The following is a 13,161-nucleotide window of genomic DNA, read 5'->3' on the forward strand; positions in this document are numbered from 1 at the left end:
TTTTTGGTATTTTAGCTACGACAGCTCGCTGGCGGCGGGAGGATCGCGCTCAATCTGAAACATTGCAGCAAACGTCCGACCAGCCGCCAGACCTGGCGGCTTTTTTATTGGCCGGCAGGTTCTAAAACAGACAGGAGCCCGCCGTGCTGAGCACGACCGACGATCTTCGTATCCGCGAACTGAAAGAACTGAGCACGCCGGAAGAGGTGATGCGGGAGGTCCCGCGCACGCTCACTGCGACGCGTGTGGTGATGGCCGCGCGCAACGCCATCCATGCCATCCTGAGCAATCAGGACGACCGCCTTCTGGTCGTCGTCGGCCCCTGCTCGGTGCATGATCCCAAGGCGGCGCTCGACTATGCCGAGCGGCTCGCAAAGCTTCGCGAGGATCTCGCCGATCAGCTCGAGATCGTGATGCGGGTCTATTTCGAGAAGCCGCGCACCACGGTTGGCTGGAAGGGCCTGATCAACGATCCCGACCTCGACGGCAGCTTCGACATCAACAAGGGGCTGCGGCTCGCGCGCAACGTGCTCGCGGCGGTGAACAATCTCGGCCTGCCCGCCGGCACCGAGTTCCTCGACATGACCACGCCGCAATACATCGCCGACCTCGTCTCCTGGGCCGCGATCGGCGCGCGCACGACCGAGAGCCAGATCCATCGCGAGCTGGCTTCGGGCCTGTCCTGCCCGGTCGGCTTCAAGAACGGCACCGACGGCAATGTGCGGATCGCGGCCGACGCGGTGAAATCAGCCTCGCATCCCCATCATTTCATGGCCGTCACAAAGCTCGGACGCTCGGCGATCGCCTCGACCGCCGGCAACGAGGACTGCCACATCATCCTGCGCGGCGGAGCTGAGCCGAACTACGACGCGGCAAGCGTTGCGGCGGCCTGCAACGAATTGACCAAATCCGGCGTTGCCCCGCTGGTGATGGTCGATGCCAGCCATGCCAATTCGAGCAAGAAGCCGGAGAACCAGCCGCTGGTGATGGCCGACATCGCCCGCCAGATCTCTGGCGGCGAGAGCCGCATCATGGGCGTGATGATCGAGAGCAACCTCGTCGCCGGCCGCCAGGATGTCGTGCCGGGCAAGCCGCTCACTTACGGGCAGAGCATCACGGACGGCTGCATCGACTGGGCAACGACGGCGAAGACGCTCGAGCAGCTCGCCGACGCGGTCGAGATTCGCCGCAATATCCAGCGCGCCGGACTGCACGAGAGGTCAGCCTGACGGATCACGAGTTTAGGATGCCTCGTTCCTCACCTCTCCCCGACGGGGAGAGGTGTAAAGCCTCAGCAGCCGCGGCAGATGCTCTTGATCTTCTTGTCGAGCGCCTGGTTTTCCTTGCTGAGCGGATCGTTCGCATCGCTCAGATTCTTCTCGCTAGGCACATCGCTGGCACGCGGCTGGCGATGACCGACCGGCGCCGGCAACACCGATCCGGACGATGCGCCGCTTGAGGTCGACCCCTTGGAGCCGCCGGTCTGCGCAACAGCCGCGCCGCCAAGCAAGACCACGAGCGATACTGCCAGCATGATCTTCGTCATGTCCATTTCTCCATTCTCAAATCAGCGTCCAAAATCAGCGTCCAAGCCCAGCACTCAAGTCAGCGTCGATGCCATCGCCACTCATGCTTCGGGCGGATAGAGATGAACGTCGCCGCAATAGTCGACGATACGATAGCGCGTTTCTGATTCCGCTTCACTTGTCTCGTTTGCGGTATTTTTCACCGCCGACACGTAATTCGGACCCACCGGCGACTTGCCGGCACCGCCGGGAATGTCGATGACATAGTCCGGCTGACACAAACCCGACACCCGCCCGCGCAACTGCCGCATCAAGGCCTGCCCCTCTGCCAACGTCGTGCGCAGATGCGCCGTTCCCGGGGCGAGATCGCCGTGGTGCAGATAATAGGGCTTGATCCGGCATTCGACGAAAGCTCGCATCAAATCCGAGAGAGCGGCGATGTCGTCATTGACGCCGCGCAAAAGCACGGACTGGCTCACCAGGGGAATTCCAGCATCGACGAGCCGCGCGCAGGCATCGCGCGCGGCCCCCGTCAGTTCGCGCGCGTGATTGGCGTGTACCGCGACCCAGGTGGCCGCGCCCGCAACCTTCAGGGCTGCAACCATCTCCGCGCTGACGCGCGCGGGTTCGGCCACCGGGACACGGGTGTGGAGACGGATGATCTTGACGTGATCGATGGCCGCAAGGTCGGCCATGATCTCGCTCATCCGCCGGGGCGACAGCATCAGGGGATCGCCGCCGGTCAGGATCACTTCCCAGATCTCGTCATGCGACCGGATGTAGTCGATCGCGGTGCGATAGGCGCTCTCCGACAGCGCGTTCTCCTTGCCGGGCCCGACCATCTCGCGGCGGAAGCAGAAGCGGCAATAGACCGCGCAGACGTGCACGAGCTTGAACAGCACGCGGTCGGGATAGCGGTGCACGATTCCCGCCACCGGCGAATGCGGGTGATCGCCGATCGGATCGGCATTCTCGCCCGGCTGCGCCTCGAGCTCGGCTGAAACAGGAACGAACTGCCGCGCGATGGGATCGTCGGGATCCGTCGCATCGATCAGCCCGACCAGATCCGGCGTGATCGCCACGGCATAGCGCGCGGCGACGCGTTCGAGCGCCGGCAGCGCCGATGCGGGCGCCAGGCCCTCGGCTACCAGCTCGGCAGGTTCGCGCAGGGTGCGTGCAAGGTTCGTCTTTGTCATCTCTCATCCGCAGGCGGTGTCCACACCACCTGATCAATTCGTGTGGCGCCGCTCGCCAACATCACCAGCCGGTCGAAGCCGAGCGCGACACCGCTCGCCTCCGGCATTGCGGCGACCGCCGCCAGAAAATCCTCGTCGAGCGGATAGGCTTCGCCATAGCGGCGCTGCTTCTCCGTCATGGATTCCGTGAAGCGTTTGCGCTGCTCCTCGGCATCGGTCAGCTCTCCAAAGCCGTTGGCGAGCTCGACGCCGCAGGCATAGACCTCGAAACGTTCGGCGACCCTCGGATCGTCCGTCTTCACCCGCGCCAGTGCCGCCTCTGGAGATGGGTATTCGAACAGGATGGTCAAACGCCCCTGCCCCAGCTGCGGCTCGACGTGCTCGACCAGGACCTTGCTGAAGATGTCGGACCAGGTGTCGTCCTCGGCGACACGGACCTTCCCGGCTGCCGCAGCGGCAAGCGCCGCACGGTTACCCTCGCCGCCCGAGATTGTCGACAGCAGGTCGATGCCGGCGAACTGCGCGAAGGCGCCCGCGACCGTCAGGAGCTCCGGCTCGGCGAAGGGATCGGCGGTCCGGCCGCGGAAGGAGAAGGCTTCGATCCCGGTCGCCTGCGCCGCTCGGGCGATCACGACGACGCAATCGGCCATGATGGCATCATAGGGCGCTCCCGCCCGGTACCATTCCAGCATGGTGAACTCGGGCAGATGCAGGTCGCCGCGCTCGCGGTCCCGGAACACCCGTGCGAACTCGAAAATCCGCGTCTCGCCCGCCGCCAGCAGCTTCTTGCAGGCGAATTCGGGGGAGGTGCGCAGGTATCGGCTGGCCCGGCTGCCATCGGGCCGCATGATCTCGGTCCTGGGGGCGTGCAGATGGGTCTCGTTGCCCGGAGAGACCTGGATAATGGAGGTTTCGACCTCCACAAACCCCTGTTCGGCGAAAAACCCCCGCAAAGCTCCGGTCACGGCGCCCCTTGCCTGGAGGAACGGCCGTCGGTCGAGGTGGCGCGCGGGCGACCAAAACGGCGACATCGGCTTGTCCCCAGCCATCAACCCACCGCCCCGGCCGGCAGCAAAATGCTGGCATCCAACGGCAAAATCAGTATGTTGCGGCCCGAAACGGGTGCCGAGGTCCGATTTGAGGCCCCAAGTCCCCCAGCAATTCGACCACGTCCTGGCTGGTGCCGGGCCAAGCAAGCAGGAAATACAGCTTTGAGAGTCATCGCCAGTTCTATTCGCAAGGGCAACGTGATCGAGCAAGACGGCAAGCTCTATGTCGTCGTGAGCGCCGAGAACATCCATCCGGGCAAGGGAACCCCGGTCAGCCAGATCGAAATGCGCCGAATCTCGGACGGGGTAAAGATCTCGGAACGCTACAAGACCACCGACCAGGTCGAAAAGGCCACCATCGAAGAGCGCAACTACACCTTCCTTTACGAAGATGGCGATGGCTACCACTTCATGAACCCCGAGACCTACGACCAGGTTCAGGTTTCCAAGGACGTCGTCGGCGACGCGGCCGCGTATCTCCAGCCGGACATGACCGTCAAACTGTCGATGCATGACACCAATCCGGTGTCGATCGCACTGCCGCAGCGCGTGACGCTGGAAGTGGTGGAGACCGAGCCGGTGACCAAGGGCCAGACCGCCTCCTCCTCCTACAAGCCGGCGGTGCTGTCCAACGGCGTGCGCACCACCGTGCCGCCGCACATCTCGGTCGGCACGCGCATTGTGGTGATGACCGAAGACGGTTCCTACTCCGAGCGTGCCAAGGACTAAGCGAGCCATCGAGGATCGGAACAGGTACCGCCGGGGGCGAAGCAGTGGGCAGGAACAGTCTCCGCTTCGTCTCGCTTCTCCTGGCGTGGCCGTCGCTTCTCGTTGCCGCACCGATCGCTGCGGATGAATTCCGCAGCCCCTCGCTGACGGCCCTGCGCATCGAGTGGCGCGCGGCGCTCGACCAGCTTCGCAGCGAGATCAACAGCCGTCCGCAAATTGCGGGCGACTTCATCTTCGCACCGCGCCGTTCGGTGCCGCGCTACGATCCGCGCGCGATGCCGGCACTGGTGCAGCTCAACGCGGTCTCCTCGCGCTTCTTCACCGGCATTACCCGAAGTCCCGTCCCCGTGCTGCTGCCGTTCGACGCCGCCGCATATCTCGATGCGCAGCGCAGCGGCGCGCCGGCGACGCTCGCGCTAGCGCGCTACCAAGCCGACTTCAATCCCGTCGACATGTTCGATGCCGGTCCTGCCGGCTACAGCGCGACCTTCTCGCTCGAGCCCGGCGCCGGTGACGGCATGCCGAGCCGGGTGTACGCAAAGCCTGTCGAGGTGCAGATCACGGGCTCGGCGCTGCTCTACGACATCGCCGATCCGGCCGGGGGCAAGGGCGAGCCAGTCAAGCCGCTCGCCGCAACCTACCCGGATCTGCGCAGGTTCATCCGGGAAGGCTATGTGCGCTACGCCTTCACCCGCTTCGGCGCCGCCTATGTGGTCTCGATCCAGTGCCTCGACAGTGTCGCGAGGCCACGGCGGCTCGCCTGCAAGGAGGCCTATCCAGTCGCCGAGCGCTTCCTGAAGGCACTGCGCGTCGCAGGCGGCCAGCGCATGCGGCCCCTGGCGGACGTTGCGTCCAACATTATCGATCGCCCCGCGGTGCGTTCACCGGATTTCAGCTACCGGCCGAGCGGCGACATCATTCCGAACACCGGCTACCGCAAGCAGGGCGGTCATCCCGACGCCATGGCCTATGCCCAGATCCGCTTTCCCTTGGAGAAGGCGCCCGCCTTCGTGCGCTCCCAATCCTTCGGCAAGCGCGACAAGAGCGAAGGCCCGACCGCCTATCCCTGGCGCGACAATTTCTGCGAGTCGCGCAGTTTCGAGGTGTGGCAATGCGGCGGAGGTTACGGCCACCAGGGCGAGGACATCCGCGCCGCCGACTGCCCTTCGCCCGGTGAAGGCCGCGAGCCCTGCGATCCCAAGCGGCGCGGCGTCGTCGCCGTGCGTGACGCAATCGTCATCCGTGGAGCCAAGGACCAGGCCGCAACGCTTCAGGTCAATAGCCGCACCGAGCACATTCGTTTCCGCTACATGCACATGAATCCGCATGCGATGAACGCCGATGGCGTGCTCAACGGCCGCATCGTCACCGAAGGCGAGAAGATCGGCGTGATCTCGAACTACCTCGACCGTCCCGCCGGCACCTCGATGCACCTGCATTTCGACGTCCAGGTATTCACCCGCGATGGCTGGATCTGGGTCAGCCCCTACGTGACGCTGGTCTCGGCCTATGAACGGCTGATCCGCGCGCGCGGCCGCGAGATCGGCCCGGAGATCGCGGTCACGGCGCAGCCGGTGGCCCATGCGCTGCCGGAAGACGTGCTCAAGCCTGACCTGCGCGAGGGAGCGGGCGGCGAGGAGAACTGAGAGCGTACTGGTTCGTTGCCGGAGCGGGCAGGAAAGCCTCTGGTCGCGCCCCCGCTCGAACGAAGAAGGATAGGTTGATGAGTGTCGGACTGATCGGTCTTCTCGACGACATCGCGGGGATCGCTAAGGTGGCTGCAGCGTCGCTCGATGATATCGCCAGCCAGGCAGCCAAGGCAGGCACAAAGGCGGCTGGCGTGGTCATCGACGATGCGGCGGTCACGCCGAACTACGTCATCGGTTTTGCTTCGAAACGCGAGCTGCCGATCGTCGGCAAGATCGCGGTCGGATCGCTACGCAACAAACTGCTGATCTTGCTGCCGATTGCCCTGCTGCTCGGCTATTTCCTTCCCGCTGCGGTCACGCCGCTGCTGATGCTGGGCGGCGCCTTTCTCTGCTATGAGGGCGCCGAAAAGGTGCTCGAAGCCGTGATGCCGCATCATGCGCACCAGCACGAAGCTCAGCTCGAGCCGATTGCGTTGAATGCCCAGTCGGTCGAGGACGAGAAGGTCGCTGGCGCCATCAAGACGGATTTCATCCTGTCGGCGGAGATCATGGCGATCACGCTGGCGGCCCTCCCGGCGGGCAGCATCTGGACGCAGGCGCTGGTGCTGGCGCTGGTCGGCCTCTTCATCACTGTTGGCGTCTATGGCGTGGTGGCCCTGATCGTGAAGGCGGACGATGCTGGCATCGCCCTCGCGCGGTTCGACGGCGCCTCGCTCGCCGGCGGCGCGATCCGATTGCTTGGGCGCGCGCTCGTCCGCGGCATGCCCGTTTTCCTGGCGGTGCTGAGCACGATCGGCACCGCCGCCATGATCTGGGTCGGCGGTGGCATCATCCTGCACGGCATCGAGAAGTACGGCCCACCCGCGATCGGCCACACGGTCCATGCCATAACCGAGGCTGCCGCACATCTCCTTCCATCCGTTGCCGGCATCGTCGAATGGTCGGTCGAGGCAGCCATCTCGGGTGCGCTTGGACTGCTCGTCGGCGCGGTTGCCATTCCGGTCGTCCAATACGGACTCGCGCCGGCCTGGAAGCGGTTGAGGCGATCGCGATCGGCCTGAGCACAGCCATTGCGGATGACGCGCGCAGCCTATTCCAGGAACGTCGTCAGCTGCGCGCCCTCATCCGCCACGAACACCGCGATCAGTTCCGCCGGCTCGGTCATGCTGGCATTGGCCGAGACCAGATGCGTCGAGCCCGGCGGTTCGAAGAAGGACTGGCCGACGCCAAACGTCTCGACCGGGCCGCCGCCGAGCTGCGAGCGGATCTCGCCCTTGGTGATGTAGGCGGTGACGGAGCCGGAGTGACGATGCGGGCGCGAAAACCCGCCTGGACCATAGGACACGCGCACGATGGTAACGCGTTTGCCGGGCACGTTCGGAAGCGCGTAGGAGCCGATCGGCTCAACCTTATCGAGCGGCGAGCCTTCCGCCGCCGTCGCGCAGAGCGGCGCGAGGGCGCTGGACACGCTGTCGATCGTCACCGGCAGAGCTTTGCCGATTGCCAGCGCGCAAACTAATCCTGCGATGACGGCGAACGCTGTCGAACGTGACGGCAACGGGTACTGCACGGCTGAAAGGCTCATGGCTGTCATCGTGATCTTCCCCTCTCCCCGTCAGGACGAAGCGGCAACGGCGGCCGCCGGCCGCTTTGCAGGCGTCCAGCGAAACGCCGCGCCAAAACGGTTCCAGACGTTGATCGAGGCGACCGCCGAGGTCAGGTACGTCAGTTCAGTCTCGGAGAATTCGCCGGACGCTTCCGCGTAGACCTCCTCGCTGACGCCGTCCGGCAAACAGGTCAGCGCCTCGGCCCAGGCGAGCGCAGCCCGCTCGCGCGGCGAAAAGATCGGCGCCTCGCGCCAGACCGCGAGCAGATGGAGCTTGTCGAGGGGAACGCCGATCCGTTCCGACAGCAGGACGTGGTGTTGCACGCAGAACGCGCAGCCGTTGATCTGCGAGGCGCGCAGCTTGACCAGCTCGAGCAGCTGCTTGTCGAGGCCGGCCTTGGCCGCAAGCTGGCCCAGCGCCAGCACCAGATCAAACGCATCGGGCGCGATCCGCTTGAAATCCTCGTATTCGCTGCGGGCGTGTGCCATTGCCATTCACCTCGGCTTATTATAAGAGCTCAGATACATTATAAGAGCTCTTATATGTCGCGCAAGACGAATGTCATGACATTGCAATCGGGCCGCAAGGCCGTTGCAGCCGGCGCGGTGCATGTCCCGGCACCGGGCGAAGGCAAGCGCGGCGAGCAAGGCTATCTCGGCTACCTGCTGCGCCAGGCCCACGCCGCGGTTCGCCTGACGATGGAGCGCACGCTCGCCGATCTCGGCGTGACCTCGCCGCAATTCGCGGTGCTGACGATGCTGAACGCCTATCCGGGCTTGTCGGGGGCCGATGTCGCCCGCCTCACCTTCCTGACGCCCCAGACCGTCGGCGTCATCATCCGCAATCTCGAACGCGACGGCGCGATTGCGATGACGCCTCATCCCGTTCACGGCCGCATCCAGCAATGGACGCTGACGCCGCGAGGCGCGACTCTTTTGAAGACGTGCCGGCAGCGTGTGCTCGAATTGGAGAAGCGGCTCGCTCGCAATTTGGATGCAAAGGCGGAAACCGCGATCCGGCGTTGGCTTGCCGGAATCGCGGCTGACCTTCAGGAGGACTAGGCGACCGGCATTCGCGGCTGTCGTGGCCGCTGGTGCTACCCGCCTTTCAAGGCGTTCTTGACTGCGCCGTCCGGCCAGCTCTCGTCCGCCGCGATCACCCGCACCCGGGTCTGGTCGGCGGGATTGACCAGCACGTGCGAACTCACCCGCTCACCGCTCGGCTCCAGACGCAAATCGGTTTCGGGCTTCCAGCTCAGCGTCGTCGCGAGGTCGCCGGGAAAGATCTTCCATTGCGATCCGTCGTCGAGTTCGACGATATGGCTTTCGGCGTGCGTGCGTATCTTCATTCCACCCCGACGATTCGATGAACAGGAAGGCCGGCCGTACCAGGACCGACTATTCTCCTCTGGCGTGGGAGGAATGCGGGAGTGGGGCACTTGTTCCGGTGGGAACGACCGACGGGGTCGGGCCGAGTTGACGCACGCGGCCGTTTCGGAACCGACTCACGCGTGCCATGTTTCCGGCTAGAATGTGCCCATGAAGCACACTGATTCCTCGCCCCGTCATACACGCCGCGCCCTGCTCCAGTCGACGCTCGGTGCAGCCGCTTTGCTCGCGCTTCCCACCCGCGCTCTCGCCGCGCCTCCCGGCTTCGACGAATGGCGCGAGAGCTTTCGTGCGCGCGCGATGGCAAAAGGTATTTCCGCCGCGACATGGCAGCGCGCGATGGGACGGGTCGAACCGGACATGAGCGTGTTTGCGCAGATGCGCAACCAGCCCGAATTCCGCGAGCAGGTTTGGCAGTACATCAACCGCCGCGTCTCGGACTGGCGCATCATCAACGGCAAGATCGCGCTGAAGAACAACGAGGCGCTGTTCGCCCGCATCGAGCGCGATTTCGGGGTCGAGCGCGGCACGCTGCTGGCGCTATGGGGCGTCGAGTCCGCCTATGGCGATCCGCTGGTGCAGCAGAACCACATGCGGCCGGTGTTTCCCTCGCTCGCCGCGCTCGCCTGGAACGAGCCGCGCCGCAAGGCCTATTGGGAGACCGAACTGATCAATGCACTGCGCATCGTCGACAAGGGCTGGTCCACGCCTGAGGACATGCGCGGATCATGGGCCGGCGCGATGGGTCATTCGCAATGGATGCCGGAGGTCTGGCTCAATGTCGGTATCGACTATGACGGCAACGGCAAGGTCTCGCCATTCGGCAAGCCCGACGATGCGCTGGGCTCGACCGCAAAATATCTCGTCAATCGCGGCAAGTGGCACCGCGGCGAGCATTGGGGCTACGAGGTGCGCGCGCCCGCCAACATGAGCGGCAGCCGGACGTTTGCGGCCTGGCAGGCGGCCGGCGTGACTCGTGCCGACGGCCAATCATTTCCGCAGCCCAATGCATCCGCGCAGATGTGGACGCCGGTTGCGGGCGGGCCGACCTTCCTGCTCGGGCCGAATTTCTACTCGGTGAAGAGCTACAACCCTTCCATGAACTACGCGCTGGCGATCTGCCATCTCGGGGATCGCTGCCTGGGAGCCCCGCCCTTCATCCAGCCCTTCCCGGGCTCCGAGCGGGCGTTGACGCTCGCCGAAGTGCAGGAGATGCAGACGCGCCTGACCAAGGCCGGCTTCGACACGGGCGGCACCGACGGCCGGGTTGGCAACGACACCATGAAGGCAGTCAAGGAGTTTCAGCAGAAGGTCGGGATCGCGCCCGCCGATGGCTACGGCGGGCTGAAGGTGCTGGCCAAGCTGCGGCAAACCAACTAGTACGGCTGGGAGCTCGGCGCTGGCGCCTCCGCCGCAGCTGCAGCCGACCCTTAAGCCGCGTTTCGCTGTTCTGTGAGCTTCAGCAGCTCGTCGACGAGGTCATCCACGGCACGCTCGGCCGCGGCAATCGACGCCTGCAACCGATCGTCGGCGAATTCGTCGTACTCGACTGCGATGCTGTGGAAGGCCGTGATCCCGATGAAAGCAAACACGTCCCGGACGGCTCCTTCGGCATGATTGACGGCGGCCATGCGCCCGCCCGGATCGTACCCGTAGTCTCCGCGCGAGCCGAGCAGGACAAGACGCTTGTCCATGCCCGCAAGCAGCGCCGAATATGGATCGTCCGGGCGTGATCGGTCGAAGCCGAACGTGCGTCCGACCCGAACGACGTTGTCTATGTATGCCTTGAACTGCGCTGGCACACCGAAGTTGTACATTGGCACGCCCGCGACGATCAGATCAGCTGAGATCAACTCGTCGACCAGCGCATCGCTTTCCGCCAAAGCCTCGCTCATCCATGGCTCGCGCCGATCGGGCTTCGCGAAGGCCGCTTTGACCCAGCCGTCCGTCACCGGGCCCGGTGCGAAGCGACCGAGGTCGCGGTTGACGACGCGATCCCCCGGCCGCGACTGTAGCCATCGCTGGACGAAACGCTGAGTCAGACGCCTGGTGTGCGAACCGCGCGGATTTGCATCTGAAGGCTCCAACCGCGCGCTTGAATCGATTTGTAGCAGTTGCATTGCAGCACTCCTCTCATCTGTTTGCCCAATAGATCGGTTCAGGCCCCGTCGTTGACAAACGAAAGTTGCTCAGCTTATGGATGAACTGCATTCATCCTCGAGTTCGCGATGAGAAGGCTTCCTCCGCTGGCGGGATTGCGTGCATTTGAAGCGGCGGCACGTCACCTCAGCTTCAAGCGCGCGGCCGACGAGCTTCACGTCACGCCGACCGCGATCAGCCATCAGGTGCGACAGCTGGAGCAGACGGTCGGGGTCAGGCTGTTCGAGCGCCGGACCCGGCAGGTTCTGCTCACCGCGGAAGGACAGGTCCTGCTTCCAGTCCTGCGCGACGGCTTTGATGCGTTTGCGCGTGTTCTGGAAGGATTGAGCCGGAAGCGACGCCGGGCGGTGGTCACACTTTCGGCGACGCCGGCTTTCACAGCCAAATGGCTGGTGCCGCGTCTTGCTGGGCTCCGAAAGAGCAGAGCCGACATTGATCTCACATTGCTTGCGAGCTTGGAGGTGGCCGATCTCAATTCGACCGCGGACCTCGCACTTCGCTACGGTTCCGGTCCTTATCCCGATCTGATTGCCGAGCCGCTCACGGTCGATCGTTTCGCGCCGGTGGTCAGTCCGCGCTTGGGCATCCGAAGACCGAGCGACCTGCGCTCAGCAACGCTGCTACATTTCGACTGGCACCGTCGTGATGCCCGAAATCCGACCTGGCGGCGCTGGCTCAAGACGGCCGGCATTAACGACGTTGATGCGCGCGCCGGCGTGCGTTTCAGCGATGAAACCCATGCCATCCAGGCAACCGTCGCCGGCGCTGGTGTCGCTTTGCACAGCCTTGTGCTCGTCGCCGACGAACTTTCGCAGGGAACGTTGATCGCACCATTCGGGCCGGAGCTGGAAGGCTTTTCACTGCACTTGGTCCGCAGCCGCGACCGGCCGCTCACCGAGCCGGTCGAGGCTGTACGACACTGGCTGAAGTCAGAGTTCGACGCGGCCCGCTGATACGCAGCGCAGCTCAAGCACCGCGGAATGACATCGTGGTCAGTGCCGATATTGCGGCTCCTCCGCATCGAGCTGCCGCCGGATCGCGGCAAGATGCAGCCGCGCGGATTCGGAATCGCCCTCGCGCATCTGCCTGTAGGTCTCCGCCGCAACGGCGGGATCGACCGGCAGCACCTTCCGCCCCGTCGACATCGCCAGCACCTGCACCTCAGCGGCGCGCTCGAGATAATACAAATCGTCCCAGGCCTCCGCGATGGTCGGCGCCAGCACCATCACGCCGTGATGCTTCATAAAAACGATGTCGGCATCGCCGACGGCGGACGCGATGCGGGCACCTTCGCGGCTGTCGAGCGCGAGGCCGCTGTAGTCGCGGTCGACCGCGGTGCGGCCGTAGAATTTCAGCGCGGTCTGGCCGGCCCAGATCAGGGGCTCGCCCTCGGTCATCGACAGCGCCGTCGCATAGGGCATGTGGGTGTGGAAGGCGGCCTTGGCGCGCGGCAGCAGCCTGTGCATCTCGGCATGGATGTAGAACGCGGTCGCCTCGGGCACGCCCTCGCCGTCGAGGACATTGCCGTGGAAGTCGCAGATCAACAGCTTCGACGCGGTTAGCTCGCGGAAGGCGTAGCCGTAGGGATTGACGAGGAACAGGTCGTCATGGCCCGGCACCACCGCCGAGAAGTGGTTGCAGATGCCCTCCTCAAAGCCGTTGCGCGCGGCCATGCGGAAGCAGGCGGCGAGATCCTCGCGCGCGGTGCGGATCGCGTCGGTGGCGAGATCGGGCCGGTTCGAACGATGCGGCGCGGGCGAGGACGCGTGAAGGCTGTGCGCCATGGCGAGTAAAACCTCTGTCGGTTGGCAGTTGCTCATCTTGTACAGGGGCAACGCCTGCGCGTCAGCCCCTGTG

15 protein-coding genes are annotated in these 13,161 nt (G+C 64.9%); 7 read left to right on the plus strand and 8 right to left on the minus strand.

What is annotated here, in order from left to right; genetic code table 11:
• Nucleotides 1–143: 143 nt before the first annotated feature.
• Nucleotides 144–1,229: a 3-deoxy-7-phosphoheptulonate synthase gene (locus ACM43_RS35580; RefSeq protein ID WP_271546593.1), complete on the plus strand. Its 1,086-nt coding sequence runs from the start codon at nucleotides 144–146 to the stop codon at nucleotides 1,227–1,229.
• A gap of 62 nt (nucleotides 1,230–1,291) precedes the next feature.
• On the opposite strand, the gene ACM43_RS35585 is transcribed toward ACM43_RS35580, so the two are convergent.
• The 3 genes from ACM43_RS35585 to epmA all read right to left on the minus strand — a co-directional run bounded on the left by ACM43_RS35585 (nucleotide 1,292) and on the right by epmA (nucleotide 3,771).
• Nucleotides 1,292–1,546 carry a hypothetical protein gene (locus ACM43_RS35585; RefSeq protein ID WP_157285847.1) on the minus strand — a complete coding sequence of 85 codons (255 nt, stop codon included), beginning with the start codon at nucleotides 1,544–1,546 and terminating at the stop codon, nucleotides 1,292–1,294.
• Nucleotides 1,547–1,627: 81 nt separating this feature from the next.
• A complete protein-coding gene (locus ACM43_RS35590; protein WP_128261807.1) occupies nucleotides 1,628–2,722 on the minus strand; it encodes a lysine-2,3-aminomutase-like protein in 1,095 nt (364 codons plus the stop codon).
• Nucleotides 2,719–3,771, minus strand: coding sequence for an EF-P lysine aminoacylase EpmA (gene epmA, locus ACM43_RS35595; RefSeq protein ID WP_271546596.1), 1,053 nt, complete (start codon nucleotides 3,769–3,771; stop codon nucleotides 2,719–2,721). Before epmA ends, ACM43_RS35590 begins: the two co-directional genes overlap by 4 nt.
• A 162-nt stretch (nucleotides 3,772–3,933) precedes the next feature.
• Here epmA and efp point away from each other — a divergent pair, with 162 nt between their 5' ends.
• The 3 genes from efp to ACM43_RS35610 all read left to right on the plus strand — a co-directional run bounded on the left by efp (nucleotide 3,934) and on the right by ACM43_RS35610 (nucleotide 7,210).
• Nucleotides 3,934–4,500 (plus strand): elongation factor P, encoded by a 567-nt coding sequence (gene efp, locus ACM43_RS35600; protein WP_028136595.1) that lies wholly within the window; start codon nucleotides 3,934–3,936, stop codon nucleotides 4,498–4,500.
• Nucleotides 4,501–4,544: 44 nt separating this feature from the next.
• Nucleotides 4,545–6,146, plus strand: coding sequence for a M23 family peptidase (locus ACM43_RS35605; RefSeq protein WP_271546598.1), 1,602 nt, complete (start codon nucleotides 4,545–4,547; stop codon nucleotides 6,144–6,146).
• 77 nt (nucleotides 6,147–6,223) lie between these two features.
• The gene (locus ACM43_RS35610) at nucleotides 6,224–7,210 is read left to right on the plus strand and encodes a DUF808 domain-containing protein (RefSeq protein WP_271546600.1); all 987 of its coding nucleotides are present in this window, start codon (nucleotides 6,224–6,226) and stop codon (nucleotides 7,208–7,210) included.
• Nucleotides 7,211–7,239: 29 nt separating this feature from the next.
• Here the strand turns inward: ACM43_RS35610 and ACM43_RS35615 are convergent, their stop codons facing one another.
• Together ACM43_RS35615 and ACM43_RS35620 are read right to left on the minus strand one after the other, a co-directional pair.
• Nucleotides 7,240–7,743 carry a cupin domain-containing protein gene (locus ACM43_RS35615; RefSeq protein ID WP_225141852.1) on the minus strand — a complete coding sequence of 168 codons (504 nt, stop codon included), beginning with the start codon at nucleotides 7,741–7,743 and terminating at the stop codon, nucleotides 7,240–7,242.
• A 21-nt stretch (nucleotides 7,744–7,764) separates the two neighbouring features.
• Nucleotides 7,765–8,244 carry a carboxymuconolactone decarboxylase family protein gene (locus tag ACM43_RS35620; protein ID WP_157285852.1) on the minus strand — a complete coding sequence of 160 codons (480 nt, stop codon included), beginning with the start codon at nucleotides 8,242–8,244 and terminating at the stop codon, nucleotides 7,765–7,767.
• Nucleotides 8,245–8,298: 54 nt separating this feature from the next.
• Between ACM43_RS35620 and ACM43_RS35625 the strand changes: the two genes are divergently transcribed.
• Complete coding sequence (locus ACM43_RS35625) at nucleotides 8,299–8,817, plus strand: MarR family winged helix-turn-helix transcriptional regulator (RefSeq protein ID WP_157285853.1); 519 nt, start codon at nucleotides 8,299–8,301, stop codon at nucleotides 8,815–8,817.
• A gap of 35 nt (nucleotides 8,818–8,852) precedes the next feature.
• On the opposite strand, the gene ACM43_RS35630 is transcribed toward ACM43_RS35625, so the two are convergent.
• The gene (locus tag ACM43_RS35630; protein WP_271546604.1) at nucleotides 8,853–9,104 is read right to left on the minus strand and encodes a hypothetical protein; all 252 of its coding nucleotides are present in this window, start codon (nucleotides 9,102–9,104) and stop codon (nucleotides 8,853–8,855) included.
• Nucleotides 9,105–9,294: 190 nt separating this feature from the next.
• On the opposite strand from ACM43_RS35630, the gene ACM43_RS35635 reads away from it, so the two are divergent.
• The gene (locus ACM43_RS35635; protein WP_271546605.1) at nucleotides 9,295–10,524 is read left to right on the plus strand and encodes a lytic murein transglycosylase; all 1,230 of its coding nucleotides are present in this window, start codon (nucleotides 9,295–9,297) and stop codon (nucleotides 10,522–10,524) included.
• A 50-nt stretch (nucleotides 10,525–10,574) separates the two neighbouring features.
• On the opposite strand, the gene ACM43_RS35640 is transcribed toward ACM43_RS35635, so the two are convergent.
• Nucleotides 10,575–11,264 (minus strand): FMN-dependent NADH-azoreductase, encoded by a 690-nt coding sequence (locus ACM43_RS35640; protein WP_271546607.1) that lies wholly within the window; start codon nucleotides 11,262–11,264, stop codon nucleotides 10,575–10,577.
• Between the two features lie 108 nt (nucleotides 11,265–11,372).
• On the opposite strand from ACM43_RS35640, the gene ACM43_RS35645 reads away from it, so the two are divergent.
• Nucleotides 11,373–12,257, plus strand: a complete 885-nt coding sequence (locus ACM43_RS35645; protein WP_271546609.1) for a LysR substrate-binding domain-containing protein — start codon at nucleotides 11,373–11,375, stop codon at nucleotides 12,255–12,257.
• A 39-nt stretch (nucleotides 12,258–12,296) separates the two neighbouring features.
• Here the strand turns inward: ACM43_RS35645 and ACM43_RS35650 are convergent, their stop codons facing one another.
• Nucleotides 12,297–13,088, minus strand: coding sequence for an aldolase (locus ACM43_RS35650; protein ID WP_271546611.1), 792 nt, complete (start codon nucleotides 13,086–13,088; stop codon nucleotides 12,297–12,299).
• Nucleotides 13,089–13,161: the final 73 nt, after the last annotated feature.

The organism is Bradyrhizobium sp. CCBAU 45321 (assembly GCF_028128975.1).
In the GTDB taxonomy this organism is placed as follows: Bacteria; Pseudomonadota; Alphaproteobacteria; order Rhizobiales; family Xanthobacteraceae; genus Bradyrhizobium; species Bradyrhizobium yuanmingense.